Raw genomic sequence first — 23,930 nt, forward strand, 5'->3', positions numbered from 1 at the left:
GCCGCGCGCCCCCCCCCCCCCGCCCCCGCCCCCCCCCCCCCCCCCCCCCCCCCCCCCCCGCGCGCCCCCCCCCCCCCCCCCCCCCCCCCCCTCGGTGTATTCCGCCAGAAGAAAGTTGGCAGACGCCTCAGCCCTTCTCCAGGTATTCGGCGCGTTCCTCGTCGACGAGTGCGGCCACCGAGGCGGCCAGCGCCGGGTTGCGGGTCAGGTCCGGGTCGTCCTCGATCAGGGTGATCGCCTCGGCGCGGGCGTCGCGGATCAGGTCGGCGTCGCGGCGCAGCGACAGCAGCCGCAGGTGCGAGCGGTGCCCGGACTGGGTCGCACCCAGCACGTCGCCCTCGCGGCGCTGCTCCAGATCCAACTCGGCGAGTTTGAAGCCGTCGCTCGTGGACGCCACCGCGTCCAGCCGTTCCCGTGCCGACGAGCCCTCGGCCGCCTCGCTGACCAGCAGGCAGAGCCCGGCGGCGGCGCCCCGGCCGACCCGGCCCCGCAGCTGGTGCAGTTGGGAGACCCCGAACCGGTCGGCGTCCAGCACGATCATCACTGTCGCGTTCGGCACGTCCACGCCGACCTCGATCACGGTGGTCGCCACCAGCACGTCCAGGTCACCGGCGGCGAAGGAGCGCATCACGGCGTCCTTCTCGTCGGCCGGCAGGCGACCGTGCAGCACCCCGATCCGCAGGCCGTGCAGCGGCCCCTCGGCCAGCAGCGGGGCCACCTCGGTCACCGCCACCGGCGGCCGTCGGCCGTTGTCGTCCTCCGGCGGCGGTTCCTCGTCGCTGGTCGGCCCGTCGCCGATCCGCGGGCACACCACGTACGCCTGGTGGCCGGCGGCCACCTCCTCGCGCAGTCGACGCCAGGCCCGGTCCAGATAGGCGGGTTTCTCGGCGGCCGGCACCACGTGCGAGGCGATCGGCGACCGCCCCCGGGGCAGTTGGGAGAGGGTGGAGACCTCCAGGTCGCCGTAGACGGTCATCGCCACCGTGCGCGGAATCGGGGTGGCCGTCATCACCAGCACGTGCGGCGGCTGGTCGGCCTTGGCCCGCAGGGCGTCGCGTTGCTCCACGCCGAAGCGGTGCTGCTCGTCGACGACCACCAGGCCGAGGTCGGCGAAGTCGACTCCCTCGTAGAGCAGGGCGTGGGTGCCCAGCACGATGCCTGCGGCGCCACTTGCCACCTCGCCGAGCGCCCGCCGGCGGGCCGCCGCGCCCAGTGAGCCGGTGACCAACTCGACCCGGGTGGCGTGCTCGGCGGAACCCAGCTCGCCGGCCCGCCCGAGCGGCCCGAGCAGGTCGAGCATGCCGCGGTGGTGTTGGGCGGCCAGCACCTCGGTGGGTGCCAGCAGCGCGGCCTGCCCGCCCGCGTCGACCACCTGGAGCATCGCCCGCAACGCCACCACGGTCTTGCCCGAACCCACCTCACCCTGCAACAACCGGTGCATCGGGTGCGGGGTGGCGAGATCTGCGGCGATCTCCACGCCGACGTCGCGCTGACCGGCCGTCAGCTCGTACGGCAGTCGGGCGTCGAAGGCGTCCAACAGCCCGCCGGGGCGCGTCGGGCGGGGCCGGGCCGGCCAGTCCGCCGCCCGGTGCTTGCGCTGCACCAGGGTCAACTGGACGGCGAACGCCTCGTCCCACTTGAGCCGCCGCCGCGCCCGGTACAGTGCCTCCTTGCTGGACGGCCGGTGGATCTCCGTCAACGCGGTGCCCAACCCGACCAGCTTGCGGCTGGCGCGCACCTCGCCGGGCAGCGGATCGTCCGGTGGGGTGAACGTGTCCAGCACGACCCGCACACACCGCGCGATCACCCAGGTCGGCACCGCCGCGGCGGCCGGGTAGACGGGGATCAGCGCACCGGCGAACTCCTCGATCTCGCCGTTGGCCGCCGCCTCGCCGTCACCACCCTCGCCGAGCAGGACGTACTCCGGGCCGTTGAGCTGCCGGTTGCCCCGGAACTCGGTGACCTTGCCGGCGAACAGCCCCCACCGGCCGGGGCGCAGCTCCCGCTCGCGCCACGCCTGGTTGCCGAAGAAGGTCAACGTCAGCAGCCCACCGGAACCGTCGCCGACTGTCACCTCCAGCAGGTTGCCCCGTCGCTGCCGCATCGGGCGCACGGCGGTGCGTTGCACCTGGGCCAGCACGGTGACCTGCTCACCGACGTCCAGCGAGCGGATGTCGGTGTGCTCGCCACGCTCGTCGTAGCGACGCGGGAAGTGGTAGACCAGGTCACCCGCGGTGTGCAGGTCGAGGTGCGCGGCCAGCGCCTTGGCTGTCTTGTCCCCGACCAGCTTCTTCAGCGGAGTGTCCACGGTGGCTGGTTCGCTCATTCGATCCCTACCAGGAGCGGATAAAACGGTTGGCCGCCCGGGTACGTGTGCACCTCGACGAACGGCCAGCGCCTCGCGACGTGCGCGCGGACGGCATCGGTGAGCCCGGCCGGAGCGTCGGCCCCGGCCAGCAGGGTGACCAGCTCGCCCCCGCCGCCGAGCATCCGGTCGACAACTGCCGCGCAGGTGTCGGTGAGGTCGGTGCCGATCAGGTGCACCTCACCCTCGACAAGCGCCAGCACGTCGCCCGGACGGCACGGGCCGGCCACGGTCAGCGCCTCCCGGCTGGCATGGCAGACCTCGGCGTAACGGCAGGCCCCGGCGGCCTCGGCCATCGCGATCACGTCGTCCTCGAAGCGGCGGTCGGCGTCGCGGACCGCGAGGGCGGCCAGCGCCTGCACGGGCGAGCGGGTCGGCACCACGCTCACCTTGATGCCGTGTCGATGCGCCTCACGGGCTGCCGCGCTCGCCACCGCCTGGGTGTTGGGGTCGTTGGGCAGCATCACCACCCGGGCCGCGCCGGTGCCACGGATCGCGTCCAGCAGCTCACCCGTGGACGGGTTGCCCGGCACCACAGTCGCGCCCTCAGCGGCGAACAACTCGGCGATGCCGCCGCCGGTGGCCACCACCACCGCGGCCCGGCCGTCCGACACCGGGCCGCGGGGCGGCTCCGGTTGGTCGGCGAAGCGGGTCACCGAGATCCGGTACGGGCGGCCGGCGGCGACACCCGCCTCGACCGCCGCGCCCACGTCGTTGACGTGCACGTGCACGTTCCAGGTGCCCTCCGGCTCGCGCCCGTCGCCGACGACGACGAGCGAATCCCCAAGTGCGGCAAGCGCCCGCCGCATCCCGGCCACCGCCTCGGCCCCCGCGTCGAGCAGGAACTGCACCTCGTACGCGTACTCGTCGGAACCGGCCTCCCGGGCGACGGTGGCCGCCGGCCGGGCGGAGCGCGGCGTCGGTGCGGGCCCGGCGGTGCTCTCCCCGGTCAGCACCTCCACCAGGGCGTCCAGCAGCACGCAGAGCCCCCGCCCACCCGCGTCGACGACGCCCGCGCGGGCCAGCGCCGGCAACTGCTCCGGGGTCCGGGCGAGCGCCTCGGCCGCCGCCCGGGCCGCGAGGCGGGCCACCGCCGGCAGGTCGTCGCTGTCGGCCCGGTCGGCCGCGGCGGCGGTCGCCGCGACCACGGTGAGCAGGGTGCCCTCGACCGGCCGGGCGACAGCGGTGTACGCGGCGGCGGTGCCGGAGCGCAGCGCGGCGGCCAACTCCCGGCCACGCACCGCCGGGGCCACGGCGAGCTCGTCGGCGAACCCCCGCAGGATCTGCGCGAGGATCACCCCGGAGTTGCCCCGTGCCCCGAGCAACGCGCCCTGGGCCATCAGCCGCAGCGCGTGCCCGTGCGCCGTCGGGCCGCTGTCGGGGAGGGTGTCCAGATCCATCGCGAGTGCCTGCTGGGCGGAGGTGAGGGTGAGCACCAGATTGGTGCCGGTGTCGCCGTCGGGCACCGGATAGACGTTCAGCCTGTCGATCTCACCCTGGTGACGCTTCAGCGCGGCCAGCCCACCCGCACACCAACGGCGCACCGCAGCGGCGTCGAGGGTGTCCAGCACGGCCAGAAGCCTACTGGCGCGCACCGACACGCGCCGGGCTCGTCCGGCGTGTCCGGTTACCCCGCACCCGGCCGGGCCGCCCCCCCCTGGCCCGGGCGGACGGGATCCGCCCTCCGGGTACAGTTGCCGCCGGAACCACCGCCGCCACCCGGCGGGCCGACCACCGCCCACGTGCGGAGGGGCGGCTGATCACCGGGCCAGGGCGGTTGGTCACCTCGGCGGGGCATCGGGTAGGCTGACGCGGTTGCCCGTGCAGCACCTCTGCCGGCAACCTCATGAACGTTTCAATCCCAGGAGTATCCCGTGGCTAGCGTGTGCGACGTCTGTGGCAAGGGGCCGGGCTTCGGCCACAACGTGCCCTGGTCCAAGAAGAAGACCAACCGCCGCTGGAACCCGAACATCCAGTCGGTGCGCACCCCGGCCGGTGGCGGCAACACCAAGAAGCTGCAGGTCTGCACCTCGTGCATCAAGGCCGGCAAGGTCACCCGCGCCTGACGCGGCGGCACCACAAAACTTCTCGTACGGCTCAGCCGGCGGACCCTGAGGTCCGCCGGCTCTGTCGTGCTCCCGCGACACCAGCGCCGAAGACCCCGGCTCAGAGCGTGCGGCCGAAGGAGATGCAGCCCTCCGCGTCCTTGTAGAAGCCGAAGTTCGGGATCCGCTCGTAACCGGCGGAGCCGTACATGGCGATCGCCTCGGGCTGCTTGTCACCGCACTCCAGCACCACCCGCTTGCGGCCCTGCTCACGGGCCGAGCGTTCGATGGCCGCCAGCACGGCGCGGGCCACGCCCCGCCCCCGCGCCGCCGGGGCCGTGTACATCCTCTTCAGCTCTGCGGTGTCCGCGCCGTGGCTGCGCCAGCCACCGCAGCCGACCGGGTCGCCGGCCAGATAGGCGACGAGGAACGCGCCGTCGGGCGGCTCGAACTCGGTCGCGGCGACCGGGGTGTCGTCACCGGAGCCGCCGTAGCGGACACCGAGGTCGGCCAGTGCGGCATGGATCAGCTGCTGCGCCACAGGTGCGTCGAACCGCACGGCCCGGATCTCAATCTCACTCACGGTATCCAGAATACGACCGGCGCCGGGCCTCACCGGAAGTGGTCCCAGCCGGCCGGGCCGTCGTGGGGTGCGCCGTCGACAGTCACCCCGACACCGTCCGTGACCACTCCGATCGGCCGCCAGTCCGGCGGCAACACCACCCCCGGCGGGAAGGTCGCGACCAGCGCGTGGTCGTCGCCACCGGTGAGGATCCAGGTGTACGGGTCGACGCCGAGGGCCTGCGCCGCGTCGGCCATCTGCCGGGGTATCTCGAACGCGGCGCGGCGCACGTCGATCGCGACCCCGCTGGCCGCCGACACGTGCCCGAGGTCGGCGAGCAGCCCGTCCGACACGTCGATCATCGACGTGGCGCCGAGCCGGGCGGCCAGCGGCCCGGCCGGGTAGGGAACCTGTGGCCGCCGGTACGCCTCGACCAGCAGCCGGGGGGTGCGGAAGCCCCGGGTGAGCACGGTCAGCCCGGCTGCCGCGTACCCGATTCGCCCGGCCAGGGCGAGCACGTCCCCCGGGCGGGCACCCGAGCGCAGCACGGGCGGGCGGCCCTGCAGGTCGCCCAGCGCGGTGACCGCGACGGTCAGGGTGGGGCTGGCCGACATGTCGCCGCCGACGACGCTCGCACCGACCGTGGCCGCCTCGGCGGAGAGCCCGTCTGCCAACTCCTCCGCCCAGCCGGTGTCCAGGTCCGCGGGCATGCAGAGGGCAACCAGCAGGGCTGTCGGTGTGGCGCCCATCGCCGCGATGTCGGCCAGGTTGGCCGCCGCCGCCCGGTGTCCGACGTCACGGGCGGAGGACCAGTCCCGCCGGAAGTGCCGCCCGTCGACGAGCACGTCGGTGGAGGCCGCCACCCGTCCGTCCGGCGCGGCCACCACCGCGGCGTCGTCGCCGGGGCCGAGCAGGGTCGTCGGTCCGTACGTCAGTCGCGCGGTGATCCTTCCGATCAGCCCGAACTCCCCGATCCCGGACACGCTGGTGCCCCCGCCGGCGTTCCGTCCGCGCTGCCCGGCTCCGCCGTGCTCGCTCACCGCTGCTCCTTGACCACCGATAGGGATCGGACCTGCTCCGTAAGGTAGTTTCACCGTTCGGGCCGCTCCTGAGCGGCGACGGACGGAGGTCTACTCGTGGTACAGGCGTACATCCTCATCCAGACCGAGGTCGGCCGCGCACGCGACGTGGCGGGTCTCATCGCGGACCTCGCCGGTGTGGTGCGCGTCGACGCCGTCACCGGGCCGTACGACGTGGTGGTCCTCACCGAGGCGAACACCGTCGACGAACTCGGCAAACTCATTGTCAGCAAGGTGCAGATGGTGCCCGGCATCACGCGCACCCTCACGTGTTCGGTGGTGCGGCTGTAGGTGGACGAGATGACGAGCTCCTCCGCTGCGGTGGACGACGACGGCCCACGCGACACGTCCGACGGGACACGCGAGCCGGCTGACGGTATCCGCGAGCCGGCCGACCCGGCCGCCGCCGCGCCGGTCGGCCGGGACCGGAGCAATCGTGGCGCCGCTCTGGTGGCCACGTTGATCGCGGTGCCGGTCACGCTGCTGGTGGCCGTGCTGGCCGTCACCAAGCTCGCCCCGGACACGCCGGCCGCCGCGCCGTCCCCGTCCGCGACCACCGCCCGGGTGCAGTCCACCGCCCCGGTGGAGATGGCCGCCCCGGCGCTGGCCGCCCGCCCGGCCGTGGTCTGCCGGGCCCTGCTCTCCCAGCTGCCGACGACCATCCGCGACCTGGCCCAGCGGCCGGTCACCGCCGGCCCGGAGCAGAACGCCGCGTACGGCGACCCCGCGCTCACCGTGGCCTGCGGCGGCACCGAGCCGACGTTCCCCGCCACCGACGAGGTCTGGACGGTCAACCGGGTCTGCTGGCACCTGGCCGAGCAGGGCGCGGAGACCGTGCTCACCACCGTCGACCGGGAGACGCCGGTCGCGGTGCGGATTCCGCGCTCGTACGAGCAGCCGTTGCAGTGGGTGTCACCGATCTCCAGCACGATCGTGGCGAGCGTGCCGTCCGGCGGCGCCATCCCCTCCGGTTGCCAGCGCTGAGCTGACCCCGTCCGCGCCGGCTGACCTGCGCGAGCGGGGCCGGGCGACTCAGTGCAGGCCGACGCCGCGCCGCTGGGCGGTACGGATCAGCCGGTTGACGAGCTTCGGGTATTCCAGGCCGGAGGCCGCCCACATCCGCGGGAACATCGACGTCGGGGTGAACCCGGGCATCGTGTTGATCTCGTTGAGGTAGACGTCCAGCTCGGGCGTGACGAAGAAGTCGGCACGGGCCAGGCCGGCGCAGTCCAGCGCGGTGAACGCGCGGACCGCGTACTCCTGCACCTGGCGGGTCACCCGCTCCGGCAGGTTGGCCGGAACGTCGTACTCGCAGGAGTCGTCGAGGTACTTCGCCTCGAAGTCGTAGAAGTCGTGGTCGGTGACGACCCGCACCTCGGCCAGGACCGACGCCTCGGGCGCGCCGCCGGCCTCGCCCTCCAGCACGCCGCACTCGACCTCGCGGCCGACGATCGCGGCCTCGATGATGACCTTCGGGTCGAACTGCCGGGCGGCGGCGACGGCGGTGTCCAGATCCGCCCAGTCGGTGACCCGGGTGATGCCGAACGACGACCCGGCCCGGGACGGCTTGACGAAGACCGGCAGCCCGAGCCGCTCCTTGTCCTGCTCGGTGAGCGTCATCCCGTTGCGCAGCACGGCGTACGTGCCGACCGGGATGCCCTCGACGGCGCAGAGTTTCTTGGTGAACTCCTTGTCCATCGCGGCCGCGGACGCGAACACGTTCGCCCCGACGTAGGGGATGCCGGCCATCTCCAGCATGCCCTGGATGGTGCCGTCCTCGCCGTACGTGCCGTGTAGCACCGGGAAGACCACGTCGACGTCGGCGAGCACGCGGGGGCCCTCGGTCGGGTCGAGCACCATCAGCCCGTTGCCGGTGGGGTCGGCGCGCAGCACGATGTCGTCGCCGGAGTCGGCGGTGATCTCCGGTAGCTGACGGGCGTTGATCGCGAGTTGGGCGGGATCTCCGCTGGTCAGCACCCACTGGCCGGCTCGGGTGATGCCGACCGGCACCACCTCGAACTCGTCCGGGTCGAGTGCGCCGAACACGCTGCCGGCGCTGACGCAGGAGATGCCGTGCTCCGGGCTGCGGCCGCCGAAGACGATCGCCACGCGGGTTTTGCCTGGGGTGGTCACTCCGGTCACCTCTTCGTACGCGACTGCGGCTGGTCGTGCTCGCGGGTGGCGCTCACCCGGTTGACCTTACTGTGCGTGGCGATAGGGCGAGGCGATACCCGGCGAGCCGCAGCGCGACACGGCGATTGGCCAGCACAGGATATACGGTGCGTAACGGGACTATTGCCGTGCGACAGATCGGTCATCGTGCCCGCTCAGTCGCGGGAGTGCCGGCGGCCGACGGCGATCACCTTCACCCGCTGTCGACCGGCGCGCACCATGCCCAGCGCCATGAACGCTCCGGCGATCCGGTCGGCGGCCTCCCGGCTGCTGGCGCCGACCACCTGGCGGCGGCGCTCCGGCGCGGTCCGCTCGTCGCGGTCGATGCCCTGGGCCGAGCGCACGTCGGTGAGCACCACCAGGAAGCGGGTCATCGAGGGCCGACCAGCCGCACGGCGGGGGGCTCCGGAACGGTACGCACGTCGTCGTCTCCTTCCGGCGGGCCGGGATGGCGCGGCACGCGACGATCGGGCACGGGGGAGAAACCCGATCGCCGCGCGCCCCATCCCTCCGGTCGCTCACCACCACCGTCGCCACGACAACCGGCGGTGAGGACGCGCTAACAGATTGACACGTGGACAGCCATGAATGCAACTCTCATCGCCACTCTCCCATGCAGACGTTCTCACGAATGTGTGCGACCATCGATGCATGGCCCCGAAGACAGCCCGTGCCCGCCGGCTCGGCATCGCCCTGCGCCACCACCGGGAAGCCGCCGGCCTGACACTGGAGACCGCGGCGGATGAGATCAACAGCACCCGCAGCACCCTCTCCCGGTACGAGAACGCCCAGTCCCTGGTCACCCCGGCCACCGTGCGCGCGCTGCTCACCTCGTACGGGGTGGGCGCCGAGGAGGTGGCCGCCGCGGTGCAACTCGCCAAGGACGCCCGCAAGCCAGGCTGGTGGGTCTCGTACTCCTACCTGCTCGATCCGCGCACCATCGACTTCATCGCGCTGGAGGCCGAGGCGACCGCCATCGCCAACTTCGAACCCTCGGTGGTGCCCGGCCTGCTCCAGACCGCGGACTACATCCGTGGCGTGATGCGCGGTGGCCCGCACACCCTCGGCGACGACCTGGTGGAGCAGCGGGTCAAGGTCCGACTCGATCGGCAACAGCGGCTCACCGGCGACGACCCGCCCATCCTCGACGCGATCATCGACGAGGGCGCGCTGCTACGCCCGGTCGGCGAGCAGTCGGTGATGGACGGCCAACTGCGGCACCTGGTCAAGATGGCCGAGTTGCCGAACATCACCGTTCAGGTGATCCCGCTCTCCGCCGGCTACCACCGGGGCACCCGAGGCTCGCTGCACATCCTCGAGTTCGCCGATCCGGAGGATCCGATCATCGCCTCGGTGGAGACCGTCGCCGGCCAGATGATCCTCGACCGAGCCGGCGAGACGCGGACCTGCACCAAGATCATGGAGCATCTCCGAAGCGTGGCGCTCAGCCCGGCCGACAGCCGCGGAATGCTCCTGACAGCCCTGAAGGGACGGTAAGACCGATGACACCGACGATCACAGCGGCCCTGTCCGCGGCGGCGTGGCGCAAGAGCAGCCGCAGCGGCGACGAGGGCGCCTGCGTGGAGGTGGCCGCGATCCCGCGGCTGGTGGCCGTCCGCGACTCCAAGGACCCGGCCGGCCCGGCGCTGCTGTTCCCGCCGGCCGCCTGGGCCGTCTTCGCCCAGGCACCACCCCTGCGGTGACCGGGAGGCCGCAACGCTGACCCGACCGGCCGCACCACCAACCCGCCGCCCCGACCGCCCGCCCCGCTGACCACCGGGCGCGGCGGCCGGGGCGGGCTCAGGCTCAGGCGACAAGCGGACGGGGCTCCGGGACGGCACGGAGCGCCTCCAACGCGGCGATCGCCACGCCCCGGGCGCCGGCCATGTCCCGGTCCGGCACCAGCGCGAAGGTGGCCACCGCCGCCTGTTCCTCCCGAAGCACGGTGTGCTCGCGGACCGTCGCCAGGAACCAGTCGCGGAACTCCGGCGTCGCCTCCACCACCCCACCACCGACGAAGTACGCGTGCGGATCGGTGAAGTTCGCCGCGACGGTGAACAGGCGGCCCAGCGCCATCGCCTGCTGGGTGAAGAGGTCCCGCGCGAGGGCGTCCCCGCGCTCGCCGTGCCCCCGGACCAACTTCGCGGCCCGGGCCACCGGCTCGGCGGCAAGGGGGTGGTCGGGATAGCGGGTCAGCCAGTACGGCAGCAGATTGCGTTCGATGCCGGTCAGCGAGGCGATGCTCTCCACGTCCCCGGTGAAGCCGCAGGCGCAGCTGGGCTCCCCCTGCCCCGGGCCGAGCAGCCCACCCAGCGGGATGTGCACGTGACCGAGTTCCCCGGCCATCCCGGCGGCACCGGCGATCACCCGGCCGCCCTCGACCACACCGCCGCCGAGCCCGGTGCCGACGATCGCGGAGACCGACGAGCGGTTCATCGCGTCGTCGCCGAAGTGCACGTGGTGGGCGTAGAGCGCGGCGGCGTTGCCGTCGTTGTGGTAGATCACCGGCAGGCCGAGGCGTCGCTCCAACGCGCCCCGCACGTCGAAGCCCCGCCAGGCCGGCTGCGAGAAGTTGGTGGAACCCCGCGACGAGATGACGCCGTCGGCACTCGCCGGGCCGGGCGTGTCCAGTCCGACCGCCCGGACCAGCTCACGCGGCACGCCGGTCTGCGCCAGGGCACCGTCCAGAGCCCGGGCCAGCGCCTCGATCGCCGTCTCCGGCCCGGCCCGCACCTCGCTGGGGATCTCCAACAGCCCGTCCACCAGGAAGCGGCCGTCCACCGTCAGCACTGTGGCGTTGTTGCTGGTGCCGCCGTTGTCCAGCCCGACGACCACCGGCACCCCTGCGCTGCCCACCGAAAACCGCCTCCCGCCCGTAAGAGTGTGAGCCGAGGCTAGTGCCAACCCCTCTCCCCCGCCACGCCCGGCCACCCGCCGGATGGCAGAGGTACCGACAAGCGTCACCGCACGTCCCGTTTGACCAGAAGATCTGGTCTCGCGCGTGCCGCGGCCAGCTCGACGGTGCCGTGGCGCCGCCGCCAGGTCTCGCCCCCACCCTCCTCCTACCCGCCTTTGCTCTGCACCCGCCCATGCGCCGGTTACGGACCGTTCGTGGTGCGCGGGCGGGTGCAGAGCAAAGGACGCGCAAGGGGTCCCGGCAGGCCCTGCCCTCGACCGAGGAGCGGCCGACGCGGTGCCGTCCGCGACGCGGGCTCAGTCGGGCCGTCGGGCAGTCACCGCGGTGCCGTCCAGGTCCTCGTCCTGCCGCACGTCCGGCACCAGCCCAGCTGCCTCGAACGCCGCGCAGAGCGCTGTCACCTGCGTGACGCCGGCCTCGACGACCAGGTGCCCACCGGGCGCCAACCAGTCGGCCGCCTCGGCACCCACCCGGCGCAGCACGGCCAGCCCGTCCGGGCCGCCGTCGAGTGCCACCGGGGCCTCGTGCAGCCGTGCCTCCGGCGGCATCAGCGCCACCGCGTCGGTCGGCACGTACGGGGCGTTGGCCACCACCAGGTCCAGCCGACCCCGCCAGCGCGCGGGCAGGGGCGCGAAGAGGTCACCCTGGTACACCTCGACGGCCAGCCCGGCGACGTTGCGGCGGGCGCACGCCACGGCCGCCGGGTCGATGTCGGCGGCGGCCAGCCAGCGCGGAGCGAGCCGGTGCGCCAGCGCGACGGTGGTGGCCCCGGAGCCGCAGCACAGGTCGACGACGGCCGGAGCCGGGCCGGTCACCTCGGCCGCCAGCTCGACCAGCAGGGCGGTCCGGGCGCGCGGCACGAAGACGCCCGGGTCGACGGCGATCCGCCGGTCGCAGAACTCCGCCCAACCGAGCAGGTACTCCAACGGCTCGCCGGCCACCCGACGGTCGGTCAGGTCGGCCAGCACCGCCGGGGTGTCCGCGGCGGCCAGCAGCAACTCGGCCTCGTCCTCGGCGTAGACGCAGCCGGCGGCGCGCAGCCGGCTGACCAGGGAGAGCCGGTCGATGGATACCACCGGTCCCCTCAGACCGGCCCGGCGGCGTCCAACGCGGCGGCGATGTCGGCCACCAGGTCGGGGGTGTCCTCCACACCGCAGGACAGCCGGACGAAGCCGGGGGCGGTGTCGTCACCCCACTGCGCCCGCCGGTCCGCGGTGGTGTGCAGCCCACCGAAGGAGGTGGCCGCCGCCACCAGTCGGGCTGCGGCGACGAACCGGCCCACCCGGTCGGCGTCACCCAGGTCGAAGGAGAGCACCCCGGGCATCCGGCGCATCTGCGCCGAGGCCACCGGGTACGCCGGGTCGTCCGGCCGCCCCGGCCAGCGCAGGCCTGTCACGTCCGGCCGGTCGGCGAGCAGGTCGGCGACGGCGGCGGCGTTCGCGCTCTGCCGGGCCAGGCGCAGGTCGAGGGTCGCCAGCGACCGGTGCCCCAGCCAGGCGTCGAACGCGCCCGGGACCGAGCCGGTGGCGGTACGCCAGGTCGTGACCGCCTCGATCAGCTCGGTGGACCGGCTGGCCAGGTAGCCCAGCAGCAGGTCGGAGTGACCGGTGAGCGCCTTGGTGCCGGAGGCGACCACCAGGTCGGCACCGAGGTCCAGCGGGCGCTGACCGAGCGGGGTGGCGGTGGTGTTGTCCACCGCGAGCAGCGCACCGGCGGCGTGGGCCTGCTCGGCCAGGGCGGCGACGTCGACCACGTCCAGACCCGGGTTGGCCGGGGTCTCCACAAGCACCAGCCGGACGCCCTCGAAGGACGGGTACGGCCCCACGGTCGGCACGAAGAGCACCCGCACGCCGATCGTCTCCAGCACGGCGGTGGCGAACGCCCGGACGGGGAAGTAGCCGTCGGCGGGCAGCACCACGGTGTCGCCCGGGCGCAGCAGAGTGAGCAGCGTCCCGGTGATGGCCGCCTGACCGGTGGCGAAGACCCGACAGTCCCCACCCTCCAACTCGCCCACGGCCGCCTCCAGCAACCGTCGGGTCGGGTTGTCCGGGCGACCGTAGCCGTTCGGCGACGTGCCCTGGCCCTGCCACGGGTCGAGGTGGTACGGCGCGGCGAAGACCGGCCCGGGCAGGAACGGGTCCCCCGGTGCCGGCTCGGGCAGGCCGGCGCGGACGCAGCGGGTGCCGTCACCCAGTTCGCTCATCGGGTCCTCACTCGTACGACTCGGGCTTGGCGGTCCGGCTCATCAGGGTCTCCACGGCGAGGCGCGGGTCCATCCCCTCGTGGCAGATCCGTTCGACGTGCTCGGTGATCGGCATCTCCACACCGTGCGCCCGGGCCAGGTCCCGGATAGCCAGGCAACTCTTCACACCCTCGGCGGTCTGCCGGGTGGCGGCCTGGGCCTGTTCCAACGTCTCGCCGCGGCCCAGGTGCTCGCCGAAGGTGCGGTTGCGGGCCAGCGGGGACGAGCAGGAGGCGACCAGGTCGCCCATGCCCGCGAGGCCGGCGAAGGTGATCGGGTCCGCGCCGAGCGCCACGCCCAGCCGGGCCGTCTCGGCCAGCCCCCGGGTCATCAGCATGGCCCGGGTGTTGTCGCCGAAACCCATCGCGGTGGCGATGCCGTACGACAGGGCGATCACGTTCTTGACGGCCCCGCCCAGCTCACAGCCGATCACGTCGTCGTTGGTGTACGGGCGCAGGTACGGCGTCCGGATCGACGACTGCACGAGCACGGTGCGGTGGCTGTTCGTCCCGGCGACCACTGTCGCGGCGGGCTGCTCGGCGGCGATCTCCGGAGCCAGGTTCGGGCCGGAGACGACGACCACCCGGTCGGCGGCGACCCCGGCGGTCTCCACGATGACCTCGCTCATCCGTTTGGTGGTGCCGAGCTCGATGCCCTTCATCAGCGACACCAGTGTCGAGTCGGGGTGCAGGTGCCCGGCCCATTCGGCGAGGTTGCCGCGCAGGGTCTGCGAGGGCACGGCCAGCACCACCACCTCGGCGCCGGTGATCGCCTCGGCCGCGTCGGCGGTGGCGGTGACCCGGGCCGGCAGCAGCACGCCGGGCAGGTACTCCCGGTTGCGACGCTCGGTCCGGATGCTCTCGGCGACCGGCGCACGACGGGCCCACACCGTCACGTCCCGCCCCGCGTCGGCGAGGATCTTGGCGAACGCGGTGCCCCAGGAACCGGCACCGAGCACCGCGACGTGGCCGGTCACGCGACCGCTCCGGAGCGCGTCGGGGCGGCCCCGGTGCCGGAGCTGACGCCTCGCCCGTTCACGCCGCTTCACCCTGCTGCTCGTGCCCGGCGGAGGACCGGGCCGGTCGCTCCCACAGCGGCGGCGGGGTGCCGCCGCGGATCTCGCCGAGCATGTCCCGCAGCCGCAACATGATGGTGTCCGTCATCTCCTCGAGGGTGACCCGGGTCGGCTGGGCGTCCGCCCACCGGCTCAGGTCGATCGGTTCCCCGGCGACAACCGTCACCGGGATCCGCGGGCGCGGGTTGACGCGGCTGGTCCGCGGGTCGAAGAGCCGCTCCGGCCCCCACATCACCACCGGCACGACGGGAGCGCCGGTGGCCAGAGCCAGCCGGGCGGCCCCGGTCTTGGCCTTCATCGGCCACAGCTCCGGCTGTCGGGTGGTGGTGCCCTCCGGGTAGATCACCACGGCGCCACCCTGGTCGAGGGCGGCGACCAGGGAGTCCAGCGAGCGGACCGCGTCGACGCTGCCCCGCTCGACCGGGATCTGCCGGCACCGGTGCAGGATCCAGCCGACCACCGGCACCCGGAACACACTGGCCTTGCCCAGGTACTGCGGCCAGCGCCCGGAATCGTAGATGAAGTGCGCGGAGACCAGCGGGTCGGCGTGCGAGAGGTGGTTCGCCACGATGATCATGCCGCCGTCGCGCCGGAGGTGCTCCTGGCCACGCCAGGTCCGCCGGGTCCACACGGTCATCACCGGTTTCACCAGCCCCACGGCGAACCGTTGCCAGAACCCCAGCCTCCGCCGTGCCACTCTGCCTCCTCGTCGCGCCCCAACCCCGCCGCGAAACCCCGCCCGCGACACCCGCAGCGGAAATCATGCCTGCTCGCCCCCGGTACGGCCAGCGAGGGTCCCGCCGTCGGGCTGGCAGGATTGCGGGCGTGAGTCAGCCGAGGTGGGCCGTGGTGGTGCCGGTGAAGCATCTGGCAGCGGCCAAGAGCCGGCTGCGGGGCGCGCTGCCGGGCGTACCCCACGAGGAGCTGGCGCTGGCCCTGGCGGCCGACACGCTCCGCGCGGTGCTGGCCTGCCCGGCGGTCGCCGAGGCCCTGGTGGTGACCGACGACGCCCGGGTGGCGGATGCGGCGCGGGCCGCCGGCGCGCGGGTGCTGCCCGACGAGCCGGCCGCCGGACTGAACGCCGCGTTCCGGCACGGCGCGACCGCGACGACCGCCGGGTGGGTGGCCGGGCTCACGGCGGACCTGCCGGCGCTGCGCCCCGCCGAGCTGGCCGGTGCGCTGCTCGCCGCGCGTAACGGGCGACCCGCGGTACGCCGTTTCGTGCCCGACGCGCCCGGCAGCGGCACGGTGCTGCTCACCGCCCCGCCCGGTGTCGCGCTGGACCCTCGCTTCGGGGTGGGTTCGGCGGTCGCACACGAGGCGAGCGGGGCGCTGCCGCTCACCGGCGACTGGCCCAGCCTGCGCCGGGACGTGGACACCGCCGCGGACCTGACCGCCGCCGCCCGGCTCGGGCTGGGGCCGCGCACCGCCGCCCTGGTCACCGCCGGCCGCACGGCCCGCACGGCGGGCTGACCCGCACGGCCCGCACGGCGGGCTGACCCGCACGGCCCGCACGGCGGGCTGACCGCCGGGTGTACGGTGCCAGCATGCAGGGCACGGTGGCCAGCTATGACGCGGCGACGCGCAGCGGAGTCCTGCTGCTCGACGACGGCACCGAGATGCGCTTCCCCGCCCGGGCCTTCGACGCCTCCGGGCTGCGGCTTCTCCGGCTTGGCCAGCGGGTTCGCATCGACACCGATCCCGACGGCGAGGTCGTCCGGGTGACATTGCCGACGATGATCTGACCCGGCGAGCCCAAGTTCATTTTGCGTTTACCGTAATCGGGTGATTATGAGCGGGTGAGCACCCCTCGCGAGCACCCGGCCAACCCGCCCGCCACCGACCTCCGCAACGGCTCCCGCGCACGCGGTACCGACGGCCGCTTCCGCCCGTCCCGTGCCGAACGGGCCGGCGCCGCCCGCGCCGACACCCTCGCCGACGACCCCGGCGCCGCCTCCTCCGGGCTGGACGAGGTCCTCGACCCCGCGCCGGTGATCGAGGCGGACGGCCCGGCCGCCGGTGACGTCCACCCGGTCCTGCCGAGCGACCTACCGACCGGCGCCCAGGAGGACGACGACGAACCGCCGGCGGCCCCGCCGCTGCCGGAGGACCGTTTCCTCAACCGGGAGCTCTCCTGGCTCGACTTCAACGCCCGGGTGCTCACCCTGGCCGAGGATGAGCGCACCCCGCTGCTGGAACGGGCCAAGTTCCTGGCGATCTTCGCGAGCAACCTGGACGAGTTCTACATGGTGCGCATCGCCGGGCTGAAGCGGCGGCTCTCCGCCGGCCTGCCGGTGCGCGGCGGGGACCGGCTGCCCCTGCGTACCCAGTTGGAGCTGATCGCCGACCGGACCGCCGCACTGGGTGCCCGGCACGCCGCCTGCTTCGTCGACGACGTGCTGCCCAGGCTGGCCGACGAGGGCATCCGCATCCTGCGCTGGGCCGAGCTGGGCGACCCCGAGCGGGAGCGGCTGCGCACCTACTTCCGGGAGCACATCTTCCCGGTGCTGACGCCGCTCGCGGTGGATCCGGCGCACCCGTTCCCGTACATCTCGGGACGGTCGTTGAACCTGGCGGTGGCCGTTCGCGACCCGGACGGGGGTTCGGAGCTGTTCGCCCGGGTGAAGGTGCCCAACAACGTCCCCCGCTTCGTCCGGGTGGACCGGGACCAGCCGGGCGTGCGGATGCTGCCGGTGGAGGACCTGATCTCGGTGCACCTGGGCCAGCTGTTCAGCGGCATGCAGGTGGTCGAGTGCCACCTGTTCCGGGTCACCCGCAACGCCGAGGTGGAGGTCGACGAGGACCGCGACGAGGACCTGCTCCAGGCCCTGGAGCGGGAACTGGCCCGGCGACGGTTCGGCCCACCGGTCCGCCTGGAGGTCGCCGCGTCGATCTCCGACCACATGTTGGAGCTGCTCCTTCGCGAGCTGGACATGGACGACCAGGACGTGCTGCGGGTGCCCGGCCTGCTGGACCTGTCCGCGTTGTGGCAGGTCTACGGCGAGGCCGACCGGCCGGACCTCAAGGACCCGCCGTTCGTGCCGGCCACGCACCCCCGGCTCGCCGAGGGCGAGGTGCCACGCAGCGTCTTCTCCACCCTGCGCGACGGGGACATCCTGGTGCACCACCCGTACCACTCGTTCGCCACGAGCGTGCAGCGCTTCATCGAGCAGGCCGCCGCCGACCCGAACGTGCTGGCCATCAAGCAGACCCTCTACCGCACCAGCGGCGACTCCCCGATCGTCGACGCGTTGGTCGACGCCGCCGCCGCCGGCAAGCAGGTGGTGGTGCTGGTGGAGGTGAAGGCCCGGTTCGACGAGGTGGCCAACATCGGCTGGGCCCGCACGCTGGAACGCGCCGGCTGCCACGTGGTGTACGGCCTGGTCGGCCTGAAGACGCACTGCAAGACCGCGCTGGTGGTCCGGCAGGAGGGCAACCAGATCCGCCGCTACTGCCACATCGGCACCGGCAACTACCACCCGAAGACGGCCCGGCTGTACGAGGACTTCGGCATGCTCACCGCCGACCCGGAGATCGGCGCGGACCTGACCGACCTGTTCAACGTGCTCACCGGGTACAGCCGGCAGACCGCGTTCCGGCGGTTGCTGGTCGCCCCGCAGGGCATCCGCAGCGGGCTCGTCGAGCGGATCGAGCGGGAGATCTCGCACGTCCGACTGGGCATGCCCGGCCTGGTCCAGTTCAAGGTCAACTCGCTTGTCGACGAGGGGGTGACCGACGCGCTGTACCGGGCCTCCCAGGCCGGCGTGCACGTCGACCTGCTCATCCGGGGCATGTGCACCCTGCGCCCGGGGGTGCCGGGCCTGTCGGAGAACATCCGCGTCCGCTCGATCCTCGGTCGCTTCCTGGAGCACTCCCGGGTCTTCCGGTTCGGCAACAACGGCGAGGCCGAGTTCTGGATGGGCTCCGCCGACCTGATGCACCGCAACCTCGACCGCCGGGTGGAGGCGCTGGTGCGGGTGAGCGACCCGATCGCCCGCGCCGAGCTGGACCACGTGCTGACCGCCGCGATGAGCCCCGACGTGGACGCGTTCGAACTGGCCGCCGACGGCACCTGGACCCGGCGTACCGGCGAAGACACAAAAGCGCGGGCCCACCTGCAGGAACTGCTGCTGCGCCGGGTCGGTGGCACGGCCAGTTGACCGATCAACGCCTAGGCTGAACCGATGGTCGAGGAGGAACAGAAGTACGAGGTGGACGACGCCTACGTGCTGCCGGACCTGGCCCCCACGGCACCGGCCGGGGGTCGGGTCCGGGAGCTGCCACCGGTGACGCTCGTCGCGCGCTATCTCGACACGGTCGACCTGCGGCTGGCCCGCGCCGGTGCCTCGCTGCGCCACCGCCGGGGCGACGGGCAGCCGTGGACGGTGAAGCTTCCCACCGGGACGCCGGGCGTCCGGCACGAGATCTCCCGCCCCGGGCCCAAGGGCCAGCCGCCGCCGGAGTTGGTCGAGCTGGTCACCGTCCTGCACCGGGGGGCGCCGCTGGCACCGGTGACGGTGGTCCAGACGGTCCGGCACGCGTACGAGGTGTGTGACAGGGCCGGCACGGTGCTCGCCGAGGTGGTGGACGACCGGGTGACAGTGCTCGACGACACCGGCGCCGCCACCGGCACGTTCCGCGAGTTGGAGGTGGAGTTCAAGTCCGGCGACCGGGCACTGCTCGACCGGGTCGGCGCGGTGCTGCGCGAGGCGGGCGCCCAGAGCGGCACGTTCACCCCGAAGCACGTACGGGCGTTGGGGGCGCCGGCGCAGGCCGACCCGGACCTGGTCGCGCCGGCCGGGCTGACCGCCGAGCCGAGCGCCGGCGACGTGGTGACCGAGGCGGTCCGCAAGGAGATCCGCCGACTGTTGGCGCACGACCCGCTGGTCCGGCTGCGCGCCCCGGCGGGCGGTGGCGACACCGCCGTGCACCAGATGCGGGTGGCCTGTCGGCGACTGCGCAGTGACCTGCGTACCTTCAAGCCGTTGCTCCGCAGGGCCTGGTCCCGCCCGCTGCGCGACGAGCTGCGCTGGCTGGCCGGTGTCCTCGGCGCGGCCCGCGATGCCGAGGTGCTGCGCGAGCGGCTGCGCGACACCGCGAGCGCCGACCCGCTCAGCCCGCTCGACCAGGGCGCGGTGGAGCGGCTGGACGAGGTGCTCGCCCAACGGCAGCGGCGGGCGCTCGCCGCCATCGACGAGGCGTTGCGCTCCCCGCGCTACCTGGCCCTGGTGGACTCGCTGGTGCTGGCCGCCCGCACGCCCCGGTTCACCCGTCGGGCGGCTGCCCCCGCGGCGCAGGCGCTGCCCGCGCTGGTGGCCCGCCCGTGGCGGCGGCTGACCGGGCCCGACGGCGTCGACGGGCTCGACGCCGAGGCACCGGACGACCGCTGGCACGCCGTTCGCAAGGAGGGCAAACAGGCCCGGTACGCGGTGAACGCGGTGGCCTCGACCGTCGGCAAGGGTGCGCGCCGGCTGTCCCGCGCCCTCGCCGGCGTGCAGGACGTGCTCGGCGAGCACCAGGATGCGGCGGTGGCGGCGGACACCTGGCTGGAGATCGCCGCCGAGCGGCCGGACGACCACGACCTGGCGGTCACCGCCGGGCGGCTGGCCGAGCGCGAACGCCAGTCGGTACGCCGGATGCGGGCCCTCTTCCCGGGCGCCTGGCACCGGGCCACCCGACGGCGGCGGACCAGTTGGCTGCCGTGACCGGCATCCGGGCGGCGGGCGGGGTGCCGTGGCGGCCCTCGGCCGACGGTGTCCGCGTCTGCGTGGTGCACCGCCCCCGCTACGGTGACTGGACGCTGCCGAAGGGCAAGCTGGAGCCGGGCGAGCACGCACTCGCCGCCGCGGTCCGCGAGGTGGCCGAGGAGGCCGACGTGCGGGGCGTACCGCAGGTCCGGCTGCCGTCGGTGCGCTACCGCAGCGAGGGGCAGGCCAAGCTTGTCGACTACTGGTCGATGCTCGCGGTGGACAGTGGCGGTTTCCAACCGGACACCGAGGTGGACGACATGCGCTGGCTCGCGGTGGACGACGCGATCCAGTTGGTCAGCTACCCGCACGACGCCGAGGTGTTGGCGGCGTTCGCCGCGCTGCCGGCGGTGACCGCGACTGTCGCGCTGGTCCGGCACGCACACGCCGGAAAACGGGCCACCTGGTCCGGTCCGGACGTCGGCCGGCCCCTGGACGCCGAGGGATGGGCCCAGGCGAGCGCGCTTGCCGGTCTGATCACCCTGATCCGACCGGCCCGGCTGGTGTCGGCGTCGCCGCGACGCTGCGTGCAGACCCTGGACCCGGCCGCCGCGCTGCTCGACCTGCCGATCGAGATCTGCGGCGACCTGGACGAGCCACAGCCCGGCCAGCAGCCCGACGAGCAGATCCTCGCCACCGCCGCCACCGTGCTGGAGTTGGCCAGCGCCGGTGGGCAGGTGGCGGTGTGCAGCCAGGGCAAGGTGCTGCCGGGTGCCCTGAAACGGTTGACCGGCCGCACCGACGAGGACTTCGCCACCCCCAAGGGCGGCGGTTGGCTGCTCGCCTTCAGCGGCGACCGGCTGCTCGCCGCCGACCGCCTCTAGGCGCGGCGGTCAGCGGGGCGGGAGGGTCAGGGTCACCGCGACCGGCAGGTGGTCGCTGGCCGTGCCGCGGGGTGCGACCGGGTCGGTCGCGGTGAGGCCGGGCGAGACGAAGACGTGGTCGATCTGCTCGCGCGGGTCGTCGGCGGGGCTCGTCGCCAGCGGCCGGGCGGCTGCCAACGCGTCGACCAGACCGGCGCCGGTGAACTGTTCGAACGCCTCGTCACCCGGCTCCGTGTTCAGGTCGCCCGCCACCACCAGGGGCCGGCCGGCCGCGTACTCGGTGGCGAAGGTGGCGACCGCGCGGGCCTGGACCACCGGGCCCTGCCCGGGCGGAGGTTGCAGGTGGGTGCTGACCACTGCGGTACGGACGCCGGCACCGAGGTCCAGCGTGACCGCGAGTGCCTGCGCGCCGGTGGGTGCCCCGACGGCCGGCAGGGCACGGGTCCGCAGATCGGTGACCGGCCAACGGCTGAGCACCGCGTCGCCCCAGACCGGGTCGGCGGCCGGCCCGAAGACGTACGCCATACCGAGCCGGTCGGCCAGCAGGTCCAGGGTGTCGTGCCCGCCGTTGAGCAGCCAGGCCCGGTCCACCTCGCTGAGCAACACCACGTCCGGCCGCTGCCGGTCGACGGCGTCGGTGAGCCCGGCCAGGTCGAACCGTCCGTCCAGCCCGAAACCCATCCGGATGTTGTACGCCACCACGGTCAGTCGCTTCGGTGGACCTTCGCGGTTGCTGGCCACCGGCACGTCGTCGGCGAACACCGGCGCGAGCAGGGCCAGCGCGGTGACCGCGGCCGTGGCCCGCAGCGGCGCAAACGGCCCGGGGAGGCGGTGCACGACGGGACGGGCGGCGAACGCCACGACGGCGACCAGCACCGCCACCAGCACGGGCACCGCCGCGTTGGGGTACCCGAGATCGTAGGCGGAGTAGTACCCGACCGCCCCCAGCGCGAAGACGAGCATGCCGGTGGCGACCGCGTACCCCCGGCGGGCCGCCCACCTCCGGTCATCCCCGTCAGCGCCGGCAGCGTCGGCGGTACCGGCAGCGTCGGCGGTGCCGCTGTTCGGGTGGGTGGCGTCGTCGGTGCGGGAGAGGCAGGCACCGAGACCGACGGCGGCGAGCAGGACGGCTGGGAGGAGCAGGTCACCCTGGTGGAGGGCGAACAGCACCGCGCCGGCCAACAGCGCCGCCGGCCCGTACGCTCGGCCCCACCGCTCGTGCGGCCGGGTCAGGGCGGTGTACAGGAACCCCGCGACCGCCACCGGCACCGGTGCCATGCCGAGCAGCGGCGAGCGCGCCACACCGTCGCCGGCGACCAGGTACGACATTCCGGTCCGGGCCAGCGCCGGGGAGAGCGCCACCATCCCGGCCAGCAGCAGCGCCGGCCCGGCCAGCAGCCAGGCCCGCACGCCACCAGCGCCCGCCCGACCGCCGGACCCCGCCATCTCGGCCCGCGGCTCATCGGCCGGGAAGGCGGACGCCTCCGCCACGGCCCGGGAGCCGGGCCGGATGGTGCCGAACAGGAAGAGCGCCACCGCGACGAAGCTGAGCAGCCACGCCACCCAGTCGCCCCGCCAGACCAGGTCGAAGGTGTCCAGCACCGCGTGCAGCGCCGCGTCGACCGCGAGCCCCAATGCCAGCCCCGGGACCGGTCGGTCGGTGTCGGCGGCGACGCCGACCAGCCAGACCAGCCCGGCGAGCAGCCCGACGGTGGCCAGCCAGAGCTGCGTACGCCCTCCGGGCGCGGTGGTGAGCACGAGCCGGGCGAGGGCGAGCACGACGGCGGCGACGACAGTGACCGGGCGGGCGCCCACCCGCCGGACCACCGCCGGTGCGCCCATCGCGAGCACGAACCAGCCGAGGGCGAACGCACCCATCAGCTCGGCCGGGGTGGAGGCGGCCTGACCGAAGATGGTGATGATGCCGGGCAGCCAGACGCGCAGCACGTCGATGAGGAGCAGGACGCCCAGCGCGAGCGTCCCGGTGGTGACCTGGCGGTAGCGCACCGGCGCCCCATTTCCGTGTCGGCGGACCGGCGGAGGGGGGCCGGCACGGCGATTCTGCGCGAGCGAGCCGACCGGGTCAACGGCTCCCTCGTACGCCGAAAGGGCGTCCACCAACGGGTGGACGCCCTTTCGGAGAAGCTCGGTCAGCGCTTGCTGGCCGCCTTCTTCGCCGGGGCCTTCTTGGCCGCCGTGCTCTTGCTCGCCGCCGCGGTGGTCTTCTTCGCCGTGGTCGACTTGGTCGCCGCGGTGGTCTTCTTCGCCGCGGTGGTCTTCTTGCTGGCGGCCGTCTTGGTCGCCGTGGTGCTCTTGCTCGCCTTGGCCGGGGCGGTCTTCTTGTTGGCGACCGTCTTGGTCGCCGTGGCGGTCTTGCTCGCCTTGGCCGGGGCGGTCTTCTTGCTGGCCGCCTTGGCCGCGGTTGCCTTGCTGCCCGTGGCCTTGGCGCCCGCGGCCTTGGCGCTTGTCGCCTTGGTGCCCGCGGCCTTGGCGCTTGTCGCCTTGGTGCCGGTCGTCTTGGCCGCGGCGGTGGTGGTGGCGGTCTTCTTCGCCGCCACCGTGGCCTTCGGCACCTTGCCGCTGGCCACCATCTCCTTGAAACCGGCGCCGGGGCGGAAGGTCGGGACGGATGTCTTCTTGACCTTCACCGCCTCGCCGGTCCGCGGGTTGCGCGCTGTTCGCGCACCACGCACACGCTTTTCGAACGCTCCGAATCCGGTGATCGCCACCTTCTCGCCCTTGGTGACCGCCGCCTGGACCTCGGTGAGGACCGCCTCGAGGGCGTTCGTCGCCGTCTTCCGGTCCCCCAGGCGAACGGCGAGCGCCTCGATGAGCTCGGCCTTGTTCACGACTTCCTCCCGATTGTGCAACTGACTCGTCGCGAGCCATTCTGCGCGCACGT

The 23,930-nt window shown here is 73.8% G+C and carries 23 protein-coding genes; 10 read left to right on the plus strand and 13 right to left on the minus strand.

All coding sequences use genetic code 11. The annotated features are described in order from the left end of the window. Positions 1-127: 127 nt before the first annotated feature. Together recG and ACGFIQ_RS02480 are read right to left on the minus strand one after the other, a co-directional pair. A complete protein-coding gene (recG, locus tag ACGFIQ_RS02475) occupies positions 128-2,326 on the minus strand; it encodes an ATP-dependent DNA helicase RecG (protein ID WP_393238041.1) in 2,199 nt (732 codons plus the stop codon). Then, complete coding sequence (locus ACGFIQ_RS02480; protein ID WP_393238044.1) at positions 2,323-3,936, minus strand: DAK2 domain-containing protein; 1,614 nt, start codon at positions 3,934-3,936, stop codon at positions 2,323-2,325. Before ACGFIQ_RS02480 ends, recG begins: the two co-directional genes overlap by 4 nt. A gap of 303 nt (positions 3,937-4,239) precedes the next feature. On the opposite strand from ACGFIQ_RS02480, the gene rpmB reads away from it, so the two are divergent. Continuing rightward, complete coding sequence (rpmB, locus tag ACGFIQ_RS02485) at positions 4,240-4,431, plus strand: 50S ribosomal protein L28 (protein WP_091671657.1); 192 nt, start codon at positions 4,240-4,242, stop codon at positions 4,429-4,431. Between the two features lie 100 nt (positions 4,432-4,531). Here the strand turns inward: rpmB and ACGFIQ_RS02490 are convergent, their stop codons facing one another. After that, positions 4,532-4,993 carry a GNAT family N-acetyltransferase gene (locus tag ACGFIQ_RS02490; protein ID WP_393238047.1) on the minus strand — a complete coding sequence of 154 codons (462 nt, stop codon included), beginning with the start codon at positions 4,991-4,993 and terminating at the stop codon, positions 4,532-4,534. A gap of 29 nt (positions 4,994-5,022) precedes the next feature. Continuing rightward, positions 5,023-5,955, minus strand: coding sequence for a thiamine-phosphate kinase (locus ACGFIQ_RS02495; RefSeq protein WP_393240312.1), 933 nt, complete (start codon positions 5,953-5,955; stop codon positions 5,023-5,025). A gap of 153 nt (positions 5,956-6,108) precedes the next feature. Here ACGFIQ_RS02495 and ACGFIQ_RS02500 point away from each other — a divergent pair, with 153 nt between their 5' ends. Further along, positions 6,109-6,342 carry an Lrp/AsnC ligand binding domain-containing protein gene (locus ACGFIQ_RS02500; RefSeq protein WP_013284547.1) on the plus strand — a complete coding sequence of 78 codons (234 nt, stop codon included), beginning with the start codon at positions 6,109-6,111 and terminating at the stop codon, positions 6,340-6,342. Further along, positions 6,343-7,035, plus strand: coding sequence for a DUF3515 family protein (locus ACGFIQ_RS02505; RefSeq protein WP_393238050.1), 693 nt, complete (start codon positions 6,343-6,345; stop codon positions 7,033-7,035). Positions 7,036-7,083: 48 nt separating this feature from the next. Here the strand turns inward: ACGFIQ_RS02505 and ACGFIQ_RS02510 are convergent, their stop codons facing one another. Continuing rightward, positions 7,084-8,184, minus strand: a complete 1,101-nt coding sequence (locus ACGFIQ_RS02510; protein ID WP_393238053.1) for a D-alanine--D-alanine ligase family protein — start codon at positions 8,182-8,184, stop codon at positions 7,084-7,086. 194 nt (positions 8,185-8,378) lie between these two features. Next, on the minus strand, positions 8,379-8,597 hold the full coding sequence (locus ACGFIQ_RS02515; RefSeq protein ID WP_393238056.1) for a hypothetical protein: 219 nt from the start codon (positions 8,595-8,597) through the stop codon (positions 8,379-8,381). Positions 8,598-8,874: 277 nt separating this feature from the next. On the opposite strand from ACGFIQ_RS02515, the gene ACGFIQ_RS02520 reads away from it, so the two are divergent. Further along, positions 8,875-9,720 carry a helix-turn-helix transcriptional regulator gene (locus tag ACGFIQ_RS02520; protein WP_357077731.1) on the plus strand — a complete coding sequence of 282 codons (846 nt, stop codon included), beginning with the start codon at positions 8,875-8,877 and terminating at the stop codon, positions 9,718-9,720. Positions 9,721-9,725: 5 nt separating this feature from the next. After that, positions 9,726-9,926: a DUF397 domain-containing protein gene (locus tag ACGFIQ_RS02525; protein ID WP_393238060.1), complete on the plus strand. Its 201-nt coding sequence runs from the start codon at positions 9,726-9,728 to the stop codon at positions 9,924-9,926. Between the two features lie 103 nt (positions 9,927-10,029). Here ACGFIQ_RS02525 and ACGFIQ_RS02530 read toward each other — a convergent pair whose 3' ends face one another. The 5 genes from ACGFIQ_RS02530 to ACGFIQ_RS02550 all read right to left on the minus strand — a co-directional run bounded on the left by ACGFIQ_RS02530 (position 10,030) and on the right by ACGFIQ_RS02550 (position 15,154). Next, entirely contained in the window at positions 10,030-11,079 is a 1,050-nt protein-coding gene (locus ACGFIQ_RS02530; RefSeq protein ID WP_393238063.1) for an ROK family protein, read from the minus strand. A gap of 357 nt (positions 11,080-11,436) precedes the next feature. Next, complete coding sequence (locus ACGFIQ_RS02535) at positions 11,437-12,228, minus strand: putative protein N(5)-glutamine methyltransferase (protein WP_393240315.1); 792 nt, start codon at positions 12,226-12,228, stop codon at positions 11,437-11,439. Next, positions 12,225-13,343, minus strand: a complete 1,119-nt coding sequence (locus tag ACGFIQ_RS02540; RefSeq protein ID WP_393238066.1) for a cystathionine gamma-lyase — start codon at positions 13,341-13,343, stop codon at positions 12,225-12,227. Before ACGFIQ_RS02540 ends, ACGFIQ_RS02535 begins: the two co-directional genes overlap by 4 nt. 7 nt (positions 13,344-13,350) lie before the next feature. After that, positions 13,351-14,358 carry an NAD(P)H-dependent glycerol-3-phosphate dehydrogenase gene (locus ACGFIQ_RS02545; protein WP_393238068.1) on the minus strand — a complete coding sequence of 336 codons (1,008 nt, stop codon included), beginning with the start codon at positions 14,356-14,358 and terminating at the stop codon, positions 13,351-13,353. 58 nt (positions 14,359-14,416) lie between these two features. After that, positions 14,417-15,154, minus strand: coding sequence for a lysophospholipid acyltransferase family protein (locus tag ACGFIQ_RS02550; RefSeq protein ID WP_393238071.1), 738 nt, complete (start codon positions 15,152-15,154; stop codon positions 14,417-14,419). A 128-nt stretch (positions 15,155-15,282) separates the two neighbouring features. On the opposite strand from ACGFIQ_RS02550, the gene cofC reads away from it, so the two are divergent. The 5 genes from cofC to ACGFIQ_RS02575 all read left to right on the plus strand — a co-directional run bounded on the left by cofC (position 15,283) and on the right by ACGFIQ_RS02575 (position 21,028). Further along, positions 15,283-15,930 carry a 2-phospho-L-lactate guanylyltransferase gene (gene cofC / locus ACGFIQ_RS02555; protein WP_393238074.1) on the plus strand — a complete coding sequence of 216 codons (648 nt, stop codon included), beginning with the start codon at positions 15,283-15,285 and terminating at the stop codon, positions 15,928-15,930. A 74-nt stretch (positions 15,931-16,004) separates the two neighbouring features. Next, positions 16,005-16,202: a cold-shock protein gene (locus tag ACGFIQ_RS02560; RefSeq protein WP_030335323.1), complete on the plus strand. Its 198-nt coding sequence runs from the start codon at positions 16,005-16,007 to the stop codon at positions 16,200-16,202. A 54-nt stretch (positions 16,203-16,256) separates the two neighbouring features. Further along, positions 16,257-18,617 carry an RNA degradosome polyphosphate kinase gene (locus ACGFIQ_RS02565; protein WP_393238077.1) on the plus strand — a complete coding sequence of 787 codons (2,361 nt, stop codon included), beginning with the start codon at positions 16,257-16,259 and terminating at the stop codon, positions 18,615-18,617. A gap of 24 nt (positions 18,618-18,641) precedes the next feature. Further along, on the plus strand, positions 18,642-20,162 hold the full coding sequence (locus ACGFIQ_RS02570; protein ID WP_393238079.1) for a CHAD domain-containing protein: 1,521 nt from the start codon (positions 18,642-18,644) through the stop codon (positions 20,160-20,162). Then, on the plus strand, positions 20,150-21,028 hold the full coding sequence (locus ACGFIQ_RS02575; RefSeq protein WP_393238082.1) for an NUDIX domain-containing protein: 879 nt from the start codon (positions 20,150-20,152) through the stop codon (positions 21,026-21,028). The genes ACGFIQ_RS02570 and ACGFIQ_RS02575 overlap by 13 nt, the downstream gene beginning before the upstream one ends. Before the next feature lie 9 nt (positions 21,029-21,037). On the opposite strand, the gene ACGFIQ_RS02580 is transcribed toward ACGFIQ_RS02575, so the two are convergent. After that, entirely contained in the window at positions 21,038-23,035 is a 1,998-nt protein-coding gene (locus ACGFIQ_RS02580) for an endonuclease/exonuclease/phosphatase family protein (RefSeq protein WP_393238085.1), read from the minus strand. A 143-nt stretch (positions 23,036-23,178) separates the two neighbouring features. Next, positions 23,179-23,877, minus strand: coding sequence for an HU family DNA-binding protein (locus ACGFIQ_RS02585; protein WP_393238087.1), 699 nt, complete (start codon positions 23,875-23,877; stop codon positions 23,179-23,181). Positions 23,878-23,930: the final 53 nt, after the last annotated feature.

The organism is Micromonospora sp. NPDC048898, from assembly GCF_043198035.1.
Taxonomy (GTDB): Bacteria; Actinomycetota; Actinomycetes; order Mycobacteriales; family Micromonosporaceae; genus Micromonospora.

Coding starts and splice junctions, on each gene's coding strand:
- ACGFIQ_RS02525 (WP_393238060.1), top strand. CDS start 9,726: ATGACACCGACGATCACAGCGGCCCTGTCCGCGGCGGCGTGGCGCAAG.
- ACGFIQ_RS02540 (WP_393238066.1), bottom strand. CDS start 13,343: ATGAGCGAACTGGGTGACGGCACCCGCTGCGTCCGCGCCGGCCTGCCC.
- ACGFIQ_RS02515 (WP_393238056.1), bottom strand. CDS start 8,597: ATGACCCGCTTCCTGGTGGTGCTCACCGACGTGCGCTCGGCCCAGGGC.
- recG (WP_393238041.1), bottom strand. CDS start 2,326: ATGAGCGAACCAGCCACCGTGGACACTCCGCTGAAGAAGCTGGTCGGG.
- ACGFIQ_RS02570 (WP_393238079.1), top strand. CDS start 18,642: ATGGTCGAGGAGGAACAGAAGTACGAGGTGGACGACGCCTACGTGCTG.
- ACGFIQ_RS02520 (WP_357077731.1), top strand. CDS start 8,875: ATGGCCCCGAAGACAGCCCGTGCCCGCCGGCTCGGCATCGCCCTGCGC.
- ACGFIQ_RS02560 (WP_030335323.1), top strand. CDS start 16,005: ATGCAGGGCACGGTGGCCAGCTATGACGCGGCGACGCGCAGCGGAGTC.